Origin of the sequence: Frateuria edaphi (genome assembly GCF_021117405.1) — a bacterium.
GTDB lineage: Bacteria > Pseudomonadota > Gammaproteobacteria > Xanthomonadales > Rhodanobacteraceae > Frateuria_A > Frateuria_A edaphi.
In genome coordinates this window covers 927400-942724 of the sequence record NZ_CP088251.1, presented here as the reverse complement: position 1 = coordinate 942724, position 15325 = coordinate 927400, and the positions used below count along the sequence as shown (strand labels likewise).

11 protein-coding genes are annotated in these 15325 nt (G+C 68.4%); 3 read left to right on the top strand and 8 right to left on the bottom strand.

Features of this window, described 5'->3' with window-relative positions:
- Positions 1-74: 74 nt before the first annotated feature.
- Positions 75-587, top strand: coding sequence for a YfgM family protein (locus LQ772_RS04340; protein ID WP_231324297.1), 513 nt, complete (start codon positions 75-77; stop codon positions 585-587).
- A gap of 91 nt (positions 588-678) precedes the next feature.
- On the opposite strand, the gene mazG is transcribed toward LQ772_RS04340, so the two are convergent.
- Genes mazG through LQ772_RS04315 form a run of 5 tightly spaced genes read right to left on the bottom strand, consistent with a single transcriptional unit; the run spans position 679 to position 4432 of the window.
- Entirely contained in the window at positions 679-1479 is an 801-nt protein-coding gene (mazG, locus tag LQ772_RS04335; RefSeq protein WP_231324295.1) for a nucleoside triphosphate pyrophosphohydrolase, read from the bottom strand.
- A 3-nt stretch (positions 1480-1482) separates the two neighbouring features.
- Positions 1483-2307: a 3'(2'),5'-bisphosphate nucleotidase CysQ gene (gene cysQ / locus LQ772_RS04330; protein ID WP_231324294.1), complete on the bottom strand. Its 825-nt coding sequence runs from the start codon at positions 2305-2307 to the stop codon at positions 1483-1485.
- The gene (gene nudE, locus LQ772_RS04325) at positions 2304-2858 is read right to left on the bottom strand and encodes an ADP compounds hydrolase NudE (protein WP_231324292.1); all 555 of its coding nucleotides are present in this window, start codon (positions 2856-2858) and stop codon (positions 2304-2306) included. Before nudE ends, cysQ begins: the two co-directional genes overlap by 4 nt.
- Positions 2859-2867: 9 nt before the next feature.
- Complete coding sequence (locus LQ772_RS04320; protein WP_231324290.1) at positions 2868-3653, bottom strand: inositol monophosphatase family protein; 786 nt, start codon at positions 3651-3653, stop codon at positions 2868-2870.
- Positions 3650-4432 carry a type II secretion system protein N gene (locus LQ772_RS04315; protein WP_231324289.1) on the bottom strand — a complete coding sequence of 261 codons (783 nt, stop codon included), beginning with the start codon at positions 4430-4432 and terminating at the stop codon, positions 3650-3652. The genes LQ772_RS04320 and LQ772_RS04315 overlap by 4 nt, the downstream gene beginning before the upstream one ends.
- A gap of 49 nt (positions 4433-4481) precedes the next feature.
- Between LQ772_RS04315 and LQ772_RS04310 the strand changes: the two genes are divergently transcribed.
- A complete protein-coding gene (locus tag LQ772_RS04310; protein ID WP_231324287.1) occupies positions 4482-5861 on the top strand; it encodes an adenosylmethionine--8-amino-7-oxononanoate transaminase in 1380 nt (459 codons plus the stop codon).
- 118 nt (positions 5862-5979) lie between these two features.
- Positions 5980-6714 carry a 16S rRNA (uracil(1498)-N(3))-methyltransferase gene (locus LQ772_RS04305; RefSeq protein WP_231324285.1) on the top strand — a complete coding sequence of 245 codons (735 nt, stop codon included), beginning with the start codon at positions 5980-5982 and terminating at the stop codon, positions 6712-6714.
- Between the two features lie 191 nt (positions 6715-6905).
- Here the strand turns inward: LQ772_RS04305 and LQ772_RS04300 are convergent, their stop codons facing one another.
- From LQ772_RS04300 to LQ772_RS04290, 3 genes are read right to left on the bottom strand one after another with little or no spacing between them, the layout of a single operon-like run.
- The gene (locus tag LQ772_RS04300; protein WP_231324284.1) at positions 6906-7397 is read right to left on the bottom strand and encodes a chemotaxis protein CheW; all 492 of its coding nucleotides are present in this window, start codon (positions 7395-7397) and stop codon (positions 6906-6908) included.
- On the bottom strand, positions 7394-9199 hold the full coding sequence (locus LQ772_RS04295) for a chemotaxis protein CheB (RefSeq protein ID WP_231324282.1): 1806 nt from the start codon (positions 9197-9199) through the stop codon (positions 7394-7396). The genes LQ772_RS04300 and LQ772_RS04295 overlap by 4 nt, the downstream gene beginning before the upstream one ends.
- Positions 9192-15287, bottom strand: coding sequence for an Hpt domain-containing protein (locus tag LQ772_RS04290; protein WP_231324280.1), 6096 nt, complete (start codon positions 15285-15287; stop codon positions 9192-9194). The genes LQ772_RS04295 and LQ772_RS04290 overlap by 8 nt, the downstream gene beginning before the upstream one ends.
- Positions 15288-15325: the final 38 nt, after the last annotated feature.

Sequence of the window (15325 nt, the reverse complement as noted above, 5' to 3'; positions counted from 1 at the left end):
GGGCGTCTGAGGGTTGCAGTCAACGCAGTGCATCGGATCGCGTTTTCCGGAACACCCTCGAACGGAGCTCACCCATGGCACCTCGCATCCTGCTCGCCCCTGCCCTCGCCCTGCTGCTGGCCAGCCCCCTGGCCGTGTCGCAGGACGCGTCGCCCGCGCCGCCGGCGGCACAAGCCCGCACGCTTCCCGCACCCGCACCCATGGGGGAAGCCATGCATCGCATGCACATGGAGCACGGCCCCGACATGGGCGAGCGCATGCACGGGATGCGCATGCCGCATGGCCCCGGCATGGGCGCCATGACCGACCTGCACGCGCTGGAGCGGCTCTACCGCCGGGCCGGTCGCGAGAAGGACCTGGCTGGCATCTACAACGAAGTACTGGCCAAGTCGCAGGATCCGCATCTGCGCACCTACGCCTACCACCGCCTCGCCCGCCTGCAGGCGCAGCCGGCCAGCTTCGACCAGGCGATCGCCACGCTGCGCAAGAGTCTCTCCGAGAACCTCGCCAACGAGGCAAAGATGCGCGCCGAGCGTGAGCGCATGCGCGCGCAGTGGCAGCAGGCGAAAACACCGGCAGCGAAGTAGGCTCTGCCGCGCTGGTGGAAGCCCGCTTGTGGGCGATGCCTTCGCTTCGGTGACGCGGAAAAGCGTCGCCCGCAAGTGGGCTCCCGCAGGGTTACGGTTCGACGGCCTTGGCCTGGCGCCAGAGGGCTTCCTGTTCGTCCAGGCTCCGTTCGGCGAGCGGGCGGCCTTCCCCGGCAGCCAGCGTTTCCATGCAGCGGAAGCGCCGCTCGAACTTCGCATTTGCGCGACGCAGGGCGCGGGAGAAATCGACACCCGCATGGCGTGCCAGGTTGGCGGTGACGAACAGCACGTCGCCCAGTTCGTCTTCCAGTCGGGCGGTATCCGCGCCGGCATCGAATTCGGCGCGGACCTCGTCCACTTCCTCGGCCAGCTTTTCCAGCATCGGCCCAGGCTCGCGCCACTCGAAACCCACGCTCGCGGCGCGCTGCTGCAGCTTGGCCGCGCGCTTCCACTCCGGCAGGCCGCGCGAGATGCCCGCCAAGGCGCTGGCATCGTGTGCCTGGCCGCGTTCGGCGCGCTCGGCGGCCTTGATGTCTTCCCAGGCGCGCGTCTGCGCCTCGATGTTCTCGTAGCGCTCCTCGCCAAAGACGTGCGGGTGGCGCCGGCGCATCTTGTCGGCGATACCGTGGGCCACGTCGGCGAAGTCGAACAGGCCGCGCTCACTGGCCATCTGCGCATGAAACACCACCTGCAGCAGCAGGTCGCCAAGTTCCTCGCGCAGGTCGTCGAAGTCGCCGCGATCGATGGCGTCGGCGACTTCGTACGCTTCCTCCAGCGTGTAGCGCGCGATCGTGGCGAAGTCCTGCTGCACGTCCCACGGGCAGCCCTGCTCGGGATCGCGCAGGCGCGCCATGATCGCGAGCAGGTCGTCCAGCGTGTAGCGGCCCGCCATCCCTTACGCCGGCCTTGCCTTGCCCAGCCGCGCCTTCCACTCCACCGCGCGGTCGCCCACGGCGAGGAATTCCGGGTTGAGCACGGAGTCCTTGGTGTTGTATCGCAACGGCTCGCCGGCAAGGTCCAGCACTGCGCCGCCAGCCTGCTCCAGCACGCATTGCGCCGCCGCAGTGTCCCACTCGCTGGTCGGGCCCAGCCGCAGGTAGAGGTCGGCCACAGCGCGGGCGATCAGGCAGAACTTCAACGAGGAGCCCATCGGGAAAGGTTGATAGGGCGTATCCAGCAGCGCGTCGAGAAAGCCCTGCGTGTCGCTGCCGTGCGAGCGGCTGCCGGCAACGACTGCCGGCGCGGCCAACGCGCGCACGCCGATCTTCTGCCACTGGCCGTTGGCGTGCTGCTGCAGCCAGGCGCCCTGGCCGTCGGCAGCGGCGAACAGCTCGCCGGTGACCGGCGCCAACACCACGCCAAGCACCGGGCGGTGGTCCTCGATCAGTGCGATGTTGACGGTGAACTCGCCGTTGCGCTTGATGAATTCGCGGGTGCCGTCAAGGGGATCGACCAGCCAGTAGCGCGACCACGTCTGGCGCAGTTCCCACGGCGCGGCGCGCGCTTCCTCGGACAGCACCGGCACGTCGGGTGCGATGCGCGCGAGGCCCGCGGCGATCACGCGCTGGGCGGCAAGGTCGGCGGCGGTGAGCGGCGAGGCATCGTCCTTGTGCTGGACGGCGAACTCGTCGCGGTAGATCGCCAGAATCGCGGTCGCCGCTTCGCGCGCGATCGCACTCACCTCGGCCAGCAGGCCGGTCTCGGGGGCAACCGCGCTCATGGCTGGAACCGCCCGGCCAGGTACTCGCGCGCCATGAACAGGGCGGCGATCGAGCGGCCTTCGGTCACGTCGTCACGGCCGATCAGGGTGTGCAGTTCGGAAAGCTTCCATGGGACCACGTCCAACTCCTCGGGTTCGTCGCCGGGCAGGCGTTCGGGGTAGAGATCCTGTGCCAGCACCACGTGCGCCATGTGCGTCATGTAGCCGGGCGATAGCGACAGGTTGTGCAGGATCTTCAGGCGATTCGCGCCGTAGCCGATTTCTTCCTTGAGCTCGCGATTGGCGCCCTGTTCAGCGGTCTCGTCCTGGTCGAGCCGGCCCTTGGGCAGCGAGAGCTCGTAACGGCCCACGCCGGCGCCGTATTCGCGGATCAGCAGGACGGTGTCCTGGTCGAGCATGGGCACGATGATCACCGCACCCAGCCCGCTGGCGCGCAGGCGCTCGTAGGTGCGCTTCTCGCCGTTGGAAAACTCCAGGTCCAGTTGCTCGACGCGCAGGAAGCGGCTGTCGACGCATTCGCGGGTGGCATGGATGATCGGTGGCTTGCGCATCAGGACATTCTAGCCCGCGGTTTCATGATGCAAGCGTGCAAGCGCCTGGGCGTGGATCGCCGGTGCGCCGGCCAGCACACTGGTGGTGTCCAGGGTAGGCGCGCGGCCTTCCAGGTCGGTGAACAGGCCGCCGGCCTCGCGCACGATCACCGCCAGCGCGGCAACGTCCAGGATGTTGACGTCCGACTCGATGACCAAGTCCAGTCCCCCGCGTGCAAGCAGGTGGTAATGGCAGAAGTCGCCATAGCCGCGAATGCGGCTGCTGTCGCGGATCAACGCACCGAGCGCGTTCCAGCGTGCATCGGCGGTGAGCGTCCTGACGTTGCCGATGGAAAGCGAGGCCTGCGCCATCGCGCCAGTGGATGCCACCTGCACGCGTTCGCCATCGAGCCAGGCGCCCCCGCCCTGGCGCGCCCACATGGTCTCGTTGTAAATCGGTGCGCAGGAGACGCCGAGCACCAGCTCACCGCGGTCCATCAGTGCGATCTGGGTGGAAAAGAACGGGGTGCGGCGCACGAAGCTCTTGGTCCCGTCGAGCGGGTCGACCAGCCACAGCAACCCGTCGCGCGCGCCTTCCAGGCCGTACTCCTCGCCATAGATCGCCGCCTGCGGAAGCGCCTTGGCGAGCACGGCGCGGATCGCCTGCTCGGCCTCGCGGTCGGCCACGGTCACCGGCGTGGCGTCGGCCTTCCATTCGACTGCCACGCCGCGGCCCCAGTAATGCCGGATGACGTCGGCCGCGGCGGCGGCGGCCTCGCGTGCAGCGGACAGGGCGTGTTCGGCGTCGTAACTCATTGAATGGTTTCCGGCGTGGTGGCGGCCAGGCCGCCGCGGCGATGCAGGTGGATGGCGCCGTCCGTGTCCGGGCGGCCCAGGCGTGCCAGCCATTGGCGCAGTGCCGGGTCGGCCGTGCGTGGTTGCAGCAGCAGGTCCAGCCGCCAACCGAGCGGACTGGCTTGCCATTGGCCTTCGGCATGCAGCGGCCCGTTGCGCTGGTCGTGCAACTGCCCGGCCAGCACACCGTTCGAACCATGGAGGTCCATGTCGAAGTCGCCCAGTGCAACGGGCTGCGCACGCGCCTGCATGGACGCATCGCGCCATTGCACCTGACCCTCCAGTTCGATCGGCCAGTTTCCCTGCAACACCGCCCGCTGCAGCGTCATCGCCAGCGTGCCGCGCGGCGTGCCGAGCGATGAATCGAACCGCGGCGCCCACGCTGCCAGGTCGGCACGAAGCGAGGCGTCGGTCCAGACCAGACGGCCTTGGCCATCACGTTGCAGATGGCCATTGGCGGCAAGCCGCGACCCGACGAATTCCAGTTGCAGGTCCAGGCGCCCCCACAGCAACGCCCGGGAAAGCCGCCAGTGGACCTGTCCCAACGACCGGCCATCCAGGCCGCGCAACTGCCCGGCGCCGCCGTTCCAGACCAGCCCATGCACGCCTTCGAGTTCGAGGCCATGCAGGCGCGCCTGCACGAAGGGCACGGCCCAGCGCGCCGGCAGCAACAACACCAGCAGCACAACGAGCATCAGCAGGGTGGCGACAGCCAGCCAGGCGGCACGCGAGCGCTTCACTTGGGTCCTTCAACTTGAGCGGCCATGCCGCAACGCCGATCATAGCGGGATGGACACTCCCTTCCCCGACGCACCGGCCATCGCCGGCAACGCCGCGCTGGCCGCGCGGGACCTCAGGCATGTGTGGCATCCCTGCACACAGATGCACGACCACGAGAGCATCCCGATGGTGCCCATCGTGCGCGGCGAAGGCGCCTGGTTGATCGATGCGGACGGACGCCGCTATCTGGACGGCGTCAGCTCGTGGTGGACCAACATCTTCGGCCACGCCAACCCGCGCCTGGCCGCCGCGCTCGCCGATCAGGCGCAGCGGCTGGAGCACGTGATTTTCGCCGGCTTCACCCACGAGCCCGCGATTGCGCTGGCCGAGGAGCTCGTGCGCGTCACGCCTCCGGGACTGGAGCGCGTCTTCTACGCCGACAACGGTTCGGCGGCGGTCGAGGTGGCGCTCAAGATGAGCTTCCATTACTGGCTCAATCGGGGACGCGGCGAGAAGACGCGTTTCATCGCGCTGACCGGCAGTTATCACGGGGAAACGCTGGGAGCGCTCTCGGTGAGCGACGTTGCGCTCTACCGCAAGACCTACGCGCCTCTGCTGTTGACTCCGATCCTGGCGCCCTCGCCGGATGCCTACGAGGGCGAGCCGGGCGAGACGCCGGCGCAGGTGGCCGCGCGACGGCTGGAAGAACTGCGTGCGCAACTCGAACGGCACGCGCACGAAACCTGCGCGGTGATCGTCGAACCGCTGGTGCAATGCGCCGGCGGCATGCGCATGCACCACCCGGACTACCTGTCCGGCCTGCGCCGGCTTTGCGACGAGTTCGACGTGCACTTCATCGCCGACGAGATCGCGGTCGGCTTCGGCCGCACCGGCACGCTGTTCGCCTGCGAGCAGGCATCGGTCGCGCCGGACTTCATGTGTCTTTCCAAGGGGCTGACCGGCGGAACCTTGCCGCTGTCGGCGGTGCTCACGACCGAGGTGGTGTACGCCGCGTTCTATGCCGAATACAACGCCGGCAAGGCGTTCCTTCACTCGCACAGTTACACCGGCAACCCGCTGGCCTGCCGCGTGGCGCTGGAGACGCTGGCGATCTTCCGCGACGAGCCAGTCCTGGAGCGCAACCGCGTGCTGGCCGCACACCTGGCGCAGCGGCTTGCTCCCCTGAGGGATCACCCGCACGTGGCAGACGTGCGCCAGACCGGCATGATCGCGGCGGTCGAGCTGGTCGCGGACAAGCGCACGCGTACGCCCTGGCCGGCGACCGAACGGCGAGGCATGCGCGTCTACCTGCATGGGCTTGAGCACCGTGCGTTGCTGCGGCCGCTGGGCAACGTGGTGTATTTCATGCCGCCGTATGTGGTCAGTACCGATGACATCGATCACCTGGTAACCGTGGCCATCGCCGGGATCGAACGCGCGGTGGCCTGAAGCCGCCGCCCCTCGCAGGAACAAGCTTGCGTGTGATGCGCTTTTTCGAGATGCCCAGAGCCTCCCGCAAGCGCGATCCCACGAAAGTGTCACCACTCACAAGCCGCCAGGATCCTTCATGCGTACGATCCGCATCCACGTCGACGAGACGCTTTCGCCCGGTGTCGAATTGAACCTGCCGCCACAGGCGGGCGAGCACGTGGCGCGCGTGCTGCGCCTGGGCGAAGGCGCACCGTTGGTGTTGTTCAACGGCGATGGCCAGGACTACGGGGCGGTCATCACCCAGGTCGGCAAGCGTGACGTGCGCACGCGCATCGAGGGCAGTCAGGCAGTCGCCAACGAATCGCCCCTGCCGCTCACGCTGGCCCAGGGTGTAGCGCGCGGCGAGAAGATGGACCTGATCGTGCAGAAGGCGACGGAGCTGGGCGTAGCCCGCATCGTGCCGCTGCTGACCGAGCGCTCGGAGGTCCGACTCGATCCGGCGCGAGCGGAAAAACGGCTGGCCCACTGGCGCGCCGTGGTTGCCAGTGCCTGCGAACAGAGCGGTCGCGCGCGGTTGCCAATGATTCTGCCGACGCAACCGCTCGAGGCCTGGCTGGGTTCCTTGCAACAGGATGGCGCCTTGCGCCTGGCGCTGCTGCCCGAGGGCGACCGGTCGCCACGCTCGCTCCGGTTTGGTCCGGCCGGCGGCGTGCTGGTGGTCGGGCCTGAAGGCGGTCTGGGTGATCGCGACGTAGCCAGCCTCACGGGTGCGGGCTTTGCCGGTTTGCGGCTGGGTCCCCGCATCCTGCGGACCGAGACGGCGGGGCTTGCTGCGCTGGCGGCGCTGCAGGCGTTGCACGGGGACATGTAGGCAGTCGACTCCCTACGCCCGTGCCGGGGCTTGGCCCATGCCGAGTGGTGTTGCGAAAGGTCACGCCTCGCCCAACTCTCGCCCGTCCCTCGGGCAAGTTCTCCGGAGCAGAAACGTGAGCGCGCAGGCTCGAGGTGGCGCTTAAACGCAGGCCCGCTCAGCGCGAACGCTTGCCTGCGTGCCGCAAAGCGTCAGGCGGCGCCGGCCTGTTCGTCCAGGCTCAACAAGGCGGCCAACTCATCTTCGATGCCTTCCAGGTCCGGAATCACCGCGATGTCATCGCGTACCAGCACCTGTGCCTTCACGCCAGGTGGCAACGGCGCGCCGTCATGCGTGGGGATGATCAGCTCGGCATTGAGGGTGGTCAGGCGCGGGAAGCCCTGGGTCACGACCGCCACGAAAGGCAGCTTGGCGTTGTTGCCCAGCGCCTTGAGCACGGCCACGCGAACGGCAAGGTCGGCATCGCCCTCGGGCGCGCCGGCAAGCTTGGTGAAGGACACCAGCGGCACTCGCCATCCACGCCAGGCAATGCGGCCGAGCAGCCACTCGGGAGCACCTTCGACCGGCTCGGGAGTCGGCAGGGTGATCACTTCGGCCACGGTGGCATTGGGCAGCAGCAGGCGCAGCTGGCCTACCGGCACGAGCACGCAGCGGATTTCGCGCGGCAGGGGTTGATCGCTCATGACTGACCTTCCGGAGAGTTCTCGGCCAGGCGTGCTGCAAGTTCGCGCGGCGTGCCGGCATGATGGGACAGGTTTTCGGCCAGCACGCCGCTGACCATGTCGGACGCGTGCGTGCCGCCGCTGGCTTCGACCCAGACCTGGCCGCCGCGGTCGTACACCGCCTGGCAACCAGCCACCGCGTCGGTGGAGCGGCCGGCAAACACGATCGCGACCACGTCGCTGCCGAAAGACTCGGCCGCCTGGGTAAAGCTGGCATCGATCGAGGGCGCATGCGCCGCGCCTGCCTCGATCGGCTGCAGTTGGATCGAGCCGTCCCGGCGCAGGGTCACCTGTTTATCGGAAGGGACCACGATCACTTCGCCCGTGACCGCGCGAAGATCCGCGTCGGCCAGGCGCACCGGCAGCGCGCACTGGGAAGCGAAATACTCGACCAGGCCATCCGCCGGGCGACCGGCCAGGTGCTGGGTATGCAACACGGTGGCGTGCAAGCCGGCGGGCAGCGCCGCCAGGAACTCGCCGACCGACGCAGTGCTTTCGGTGGTGGCGCCGAGCACCACCAATCGCGTCAGCGCGCTGGACGGCGCCTCGAGCACCATTTCGTGCGAGGGCGCGAAATCCTGCGGCGCCATGGCTTCCTCGAGCGAGACCAGTTCCAGGCTGAGGCCGGGAAGCACCGGGGAGGCGCCATCATCGGCGTCAGGCGCAAGGTAGTCAGAGGCGCTGACCTTTTCGATGCCGAACTCGCCCGGACCAGCGTGCTCGACGGGAGCTTCAGCCTCGGGCGCGAGATAGTCGAGGATGCTGACCTTTTCGATCCCGAAGTCAGCCGGAGCCGCATGCTGGACGGGAGGCGCGGGAGCATCAGCGGGTTCGTCACCGTCAAGCAGCGTCCAACCATCCGAGATGCGTACCGCAGCGACCGGCTCAGCCGCCACGCGGGCAACGGTGGCGGTCACCTCTTCCCCGATAGGAGCCAATTCCAGATGGTCGAGCTGGAAGGAGGTGTGTGCCGGCAGTTCCACTGCGGCGGCGACTTCGGTCGCCGCCGCCTGTTCCATATCGATCGGCGACAGTTCCAGCGTGGCTGGCGACGACAGCGCATCGCTCACGTCGGCCTGCGAGGTCGCCCGCACGATGACATCGCCCGCAACAGCAGTTTCGGCTTCGGCCATGAGCCCGGCACCGAAATCGCCGTCATGCAGGACCAGGCCTTCGCCGGCATCGTAATTGAGGCCGGTACCGAACTCGTTGGTTTCGTCCGTCGGCGTATCGGAAGCGAGCAAGGCTTCCAGCTCGGCCGCGAGGGTTTCGGAAACGGCCGCCTGGCGCGCTTCTTCATCCACCCGTGGAGCCGCGTCAAGGTTGTCCGTGCCGGTATCGGCGGTCATCGGTTCAACGACGATCGCCGCGGCGGCAAGGCTTTCGGTGACGACTTCGGCCGGCGCTGGCGGACGCGGCGGATCGGCATCGCCGATCGCCAGCACCTTCATCGCCAGGTGGCGCGCCCAGCGCGCCCGGTCCCAGCCTTCCAGCCGGCGGCTGGCCTGCGCGTCGTTGAACACCACGCGCGGGCGGTCGCCGTCCAGGGTTTCGTCCAGGCGATCCAGCGCGCTGTCGTCCTCGTCATCGAGGTTGACCACCAGTACGTCGGCGTCGACCGAAGACAGGAGCTCACGGCTCAGGTCCTTCAGCGTGCCTTCGTGCACGATCCGCGCACCGCGTTCCTGCAGGGCGCTGCGCAACTGCTCACCCAGGCCCGCGTCGTCGAACAACAGCGCGACCGCCGGTACCGCCTCAGCCATGGACCGTCTCCATCGCCATCGCGCGCTGTTCCAGCACTTCGGCGATCTGCGCCAGCAGCTCGGCTTCCTGGTAGGGCTTGCCGAGGTAGCGGTCGACGCCGATGTCGAAGGCGCGCTGGCGGTGTTTGTCGCCGGTGCGCGAGGTGATCATGATGATCGGCACCTCGCGCAGGCGCGGGTCCGCCTTCATCTGCGTGGCCAGCTCGTAGCCGTCCATGCGCGGCATCTCGATGTCCAGCAGCATCATGTCCGGCACGCGGTCGTGCAGCTTCTCCAGCGCGTCGACGCCATCCTTCGCGGTGAACACCTCGTAGTCGTGGCGTTCCAGCACGCGGCCGGTGACCTTGCGCATGGTGATCGAGTCGTCGACCACCATCACCAGCGGCTTGGCGCGCTGCTCTTCGATCAACGGCGAGGCCACCGCGCTCAGGCCGTCGGCAAGGCGCTGCTCGCGACGGGCGATGCCGTGGCGGACCAGCGGCGGCAGGTCGAGAATGATCAGCACCGAGCCGTCGCCCATGATGGTCGCGCCGAGCACGCCCGGCACCGAGCTGACCTGCGGGCCGACCGACTTGACCACGATCTCGCGCGAGCCGATCACCGCGTCGATGCGGATCGCGGCGCGCAGGTCGCCGGCGCGGGTCAGCAGCAGCGGAAGCTGCTCTTCCTCGATCACCGGGTTCGGCTGCAGGCCAAGCAAATCGGCCAGGTCGTGGATGCCGTAGGCGTCGCCGTTGTATTCGAACGTCGGGTTGGCATCACCCAGGCGCGCGCCCAGGTCGTCCGGGCTGATCCGGGCAACGCCCTGAACCGAGGTCATCGGGATGGCGAAGGTCGCCTCGCCGATGCGTACCACGATGGCCTGGGTCACCGCGAGGGTGAACGGCAGGCGCAATACGAAGGTCGTGCCCTGGCCCTGGTGCGACTCGATCGCCAGCGAACCACCGAGCTGCTTGATCTCGTTGGCGACCACGTCCATGCCCACGCCGCGACCGGCGAGCTGGGTGACGTGGCTGGCGGTGGAGAAGCCGGTTTGGGTAATCAGGCCGAGCAGCTGGTCGTCACTCGGACGCGAATCGGCGCGCAGCAGGCCACGCTCGATGGCGCGGGCACGGATCGCCTCTCGATCCAGGCCGCGTCCGTCGTCACTGACGCGCACCACCACCTCGGTAGCCTCGCGGGCGACGCGGATGCGCACTGCGCCTTCAGTCGGCTTGCCCACCTTGCGGCGGTCGGCCGGCGATTCGATGCCGTGCGCGATGGCGTTGCGCAGCATGTGCTCGAACGGCGCCTTGATGCGGTCGAGCAGGTTGCGGTCCATTTCACCATGGGCACCCTCGACGTACAGCTGGGCGCTCTTGCCTTCTTCCTGCGCGGCCTGGCGCAGCGTGCGGCGCAGGTTCGGCACCATCGTGTCGAACGGCAGCATGCGAGTGCGCAGCAGGCCGTCCTGCAGCTCGGCGCTGACGCGCGACTGCTGGATCAGCAGAGTCTCGGACTGGCGGGTGAGCTCGTCCAGCATGTTCTGGATGGAGACAAGGTCGGATACCGACTCGGCCAGCGCACGCGAGTACTGCTGCAGCTGCGAGAAGCGGTCGAGCTCGAGCGGATCGAACACGCCGATGCCCGCCTCGCGGTGCTCGCGCTGGAAGCGCGCGATGATCTGCGCTTCGGTCTCGATTTCGAGCATGCGCAGCTGGCTGCGCAGACGCTGCACGGTCTGGTCCAGTTCGACTAGGTTGAAGCGGTAGCCGGCGACCTGCTGCTCCAGGCGCGAACGGTAGATCGCCACCTCGCCGGCATGGTTCACAAGGTTGTCGAGCAGTTCCGCGCGGACGCGGATCTGTTCCTGCGTGGAGCGGACCTCTTCTTCCTCGCGCTCGGGCAACAACTCGGGCAGCAGTTCCGGCAGGGGCGCTGCCGGAAGCCGGGCCGAGGGCGCCGCGGTGGCCGCGGACTCGTGGCCCTCGTCGACCAGGGCTTCCTGGCCGGCCATGGCCAGCAGCCGATCGATCAGCGCCTGCGGGTACTCGATCGGCTGGCCCTGCGAAACGCGCTTGACCAGCGAATGCAGGGTGTCGAAACCGGCTTCCAGGGCGCCGATGAGCTGCGCCGTGTCGCGTTCGGCGACCGGCTTCTCCAGCAACGTCTCGATGGCATGGGTCAGGTCGCCCACCGGCACCAGCCCGGCAATGCGGGCACCACCCTTGAGGGTGTGCAGGTCGCGCTGCACGCCGGCGGCATGCGCCGTCTCGGTCGGCTCGGCGCGCCATTCGGCCAGCAGGCCGTCGGCGTGGTCGAGCAGTTCATTCGCTTCCTCGGTGAAGATCTCGAGCAGATCCGGATCGATCTGCCCGACCCACGGCTGCGCGGGCGTCCTGTCGACGGTGAACGGCACGAACGCTTCGAGGGCTGCCTCGATCGGTTCCCCGGCAACATTGACCAGGTCTTCGTCCGCGTTGACTGCTGCTTCGACGGGCTCGGCGGCGACCGGCTCGACCGTTTCGTCGGCCACGTTCTCCGTGGTTTCCGGCAGCAACGATTCCATGCCCTCGACAGTGCCTTCCCCGACAGGGGCGGGGTCCGCGTCGGCGCTCTCGTCCGAGACAGTTACCTGTTCGGGCAGCAAGGCGGCGATTTCCAGTTCGGGCTCCGCTTCGCTCGATGCTTCCAGCTCCGGTTCCTGCGAACCGTCGTTGTCCGACAGTTCGAGGACATCGTCCGGTTGGGTCTCGGCGTCGTTCGTCGCGACGACATCCGGCGCCGGCGCGAACGGCTGGCCATCGGAGGGTTCGCTCAGCAGGCTGTCCAACAGTGCCGCCAGGCTCTGTTCGTCGTCAGCGTGGCCGGCATCGATCGCCAGGCCCTCACCGGAACCGACGACTTCGGCCGTTTCCAGGTCGAACGCGTCAAGCGCCGCCAGCAGCTCGCCGGCGTATGCGTCATGTTCGTCATGCTCGACGGCTTCGCCCGAAGCATCCGCTGCAGGCGGCTCGCCGAGCGCGTCGTCGAGGCCCGCATCGAGCGCGGCGGCGACGGCGTCGTCCGGAAGGTCGGTCGGCAGGTCTTCCGCGTGCGGGTCGAACAGCACGTGCGCGACCTTCGGCTCGGGCTGGCCGTCGCGCAGCTCGGTCAGGCGCGCGGTGAGCGCGTCCACCGACGGCAGTTGCGGTTCGGCGGCGTCGAACTGCGCCATCACGTGATCGACCACGTCGGCCGACTGCGCGAGCAGGCGGGTGCCTTCTTCCGAGAGCGGCTGGCTGGCCGCGCGCAGGCGCTTGAGCAGGCTTTCCAGTGGCGAGAGCAACTGGGTCAGCAGCGGGATGTCCACCATCGCGATGGCGCCGTGCAACGTATGCACCGCACGCAGCAGCGCGTCATCGATGCGCAGCTCGCCATCGGCGCGAGCCAGTGCGCCACGGATCGCCTGCAGATACTGCGCCACTTCGCTGCGCAGGATTTCCAGCAACACCGGATCCACCGGCGGCATCACCGGCATGGCAATCGTTTCGATCGCCTCGTGCGAAGTTTCGACAGCGGCAGTCTGGTCGGTGTGGGCGGCGACCGGCACGGCCTCGGCGGCGGCATCGAGGCGTGGCACGCGACGGCGCACCACGCGGCGCACGGTTTCCGTGGCAGCCGGCGCATGGTCGCCGAGCTGCGCCATTTCGCCGGCAGCCAGGCGTTCTGCCGTGGCCATGATCGCGGCCAGCGGCGCACTCGGCGTGCCCTCGCCCTTGAGCGCGGCCAGCAACTGCGGCAACGCGCCGATGGCGGCAGTGACCAACGCCTGCACGCCCTCGTGCGGCTGGATGGTGGCATCCAGCACGCGGTTGAGCATGTTCTCGACCTTCCAGGCGAATTCGCCAAGCACGCTGGCGCCGACCAGGCGACCGGATCCCTTGAGCGTGTGGAAGGATCGGCGGATCGGGGTGATCGCGGCCAATTGCATCGGGTCGGCCAGCCAGGCCTTTTCGGCGCCGCGCAGGTTGTCGATTTCCTCCTGCATTTCCTCCAGGAAGATCTCGCGGATGTCGTCGTCGATGCCCTCGGTGCCCAACTGGAACCCGGCATTGCCGGCCAGCGCATCGGCGACCGGCACTTCCTCGAGGACTTCTTCCTCGATCTCGATCCAGTCTCCCTCATCGCCGTCATGCGACGAGACGGTGAGCGGTTCGGTCTGAGCCAGGCGCAAGCCGGCCAGTTCGTGCGCGCCGTGCTGCAACGGCTCGCTGCTGCCAACCATGAGGTCGTCCAGACCATGGCCATCGGCCACGCTGACCGATTCGGACAGAGCGGGCTCGGACGGTTCTTCGGCAACGACCGGCGCGGGAGCCTCGTAGGCCATCGCGGCGCGTGCGGCCGGCAACGGCCAGTAGCCGAGCGCGCCGAGGCTGTGCTCGGCCACGTCCAGGATGTGCTCCAGCCCGCCGCGATGTTCGCGGGCGGCCTCCAGGTAGTACTCCAGCGCGGCAAGGGCATCGGCCAGATGGTCCATCTGGGCACTGCCCGGCACGCGCCGGTCGACGAGCATTTCGTTGCCGATGAAGCGACCGATGCCTTCGGCCAGTTCCGACGGACGCGGCGCGGACAGCATGCGCATGGCGCCAGCCACCTCGTCCATCAACGCCGGGGTGCCATGCAGTTGGGCGTGGTCCCAGCCGGCCTCGACGAAGGCGACGATGGCATCCTTCACCTTGGCGGCATTGGCGATCGCCTCCTGCATGAGCGAGGCCAGGATGCTGCGCGCTTCGCTACGCGGCAGCGCGGGCGTCGCATCGCCCTCGACCGGCAGGATTTCACCGGCCAGGCTGTCATCGGCGCCAAGGCTCTCGATGTGGTCGTCCAGCGAGGATTCGACGTAAAGCAGCGCGCCCGCGACGTCCAGCAGCACGCCTTCTTCGGCCGCGCGGACCTTGTGTGCGATCTCTTCCAGCACGCGGCGCTGTTCATTGACCACGCGACGCGGCACGGCCAGCGCCAGCATGCCCAGCGTGTCGCCGACGCGCTCGAGCACCTCGCCCTGCGCGGACAACTGGGCGGGATCGCCGTCGCTCTGGCGCAGGAACAGGTCGAGCGCTTCCTTTACGCGCAGCAGGTCTTCCTTCAGTGCCTTGGACACCGAATCGAGCAGGGCGCGGTTGTGCCCGGCCATCGAGCCGCGCGCGTGTTCGAGTTCTGCGGCGTCGGGCAGCAGGCTGTCCAGGCGGTAGGTCTGTTTCAGCAGCGCCATCTGGGGGCTGCCCTGACGGGCCTGCGCCACGATGAAGAGCAGTTTGCTCGCGAGCTCGTCGGCATCGCCGCCGCGCAGGCTGGCTTCACCCTGTTCGACGAGTTGGCGGATGTTGCGGTCGACCTTGCCGATCAGCTGGCGGATCTCGGCCGCGTGGCTCTTGAGCACGCCCTGCTCCAGACCCTCCAACACGCCGGCGGCGATCCACCACAGGCGACGACCCGGTATGGTCCAGCAGCGACCGGCGATGCCCAGCAGGGTCTCGCGCATGCCGAGCAACTGTTGCGGCGCGTTCTGGCCGCGGAACCAGGCCAGCAATTGCTGCTGGAAACGCAGTCGCAGCGTGGTGATCGCGGTGCGCTGGGCGGCCACGTCGACCTCGCCCTGCGCACCCGGTGCCTGCACCGGCAGCGCCTGTTCCAGGTTCGGGTTGAACAGCGCCGCTTCGGACAGCGCCTGCTGGTCGCGGCTCGCGCGCAGATCGTTGAGCAGCGGCAACAACACCACCGGCACGTCGCGATGGCCGCCGGAAAGGCGTTCGAGATAGTCGGGCAGCTGCATCAGGCCGCGCATCAGCGCGCCGAAGGCGTCATCGCGCTGGCGGATGTGGTCCTCCAGCAGGCAGATCGCCAGCGTCTCCATCTCTTCGGCAACCATCGCGGCGCCGTAGAGCTCGACCATGCGAAGAGTGCCCTGCACCTGATGCAGATGATCCACGCAGCCGCGCATGACCTCGCGTTTGCCAGGGTTCTCTACGTAGGACTCCAGCGCCTCGCGGGCCCGTGCCAGAGTCTCGTCGAGCTCCGGCTTGACCCACTGCAGGGTGGTGAAATCGATGTGGTCTTGAAGTCTCATGCGCCCCTCTTGAGCGGCTGCGCGCTACGCACGCATCG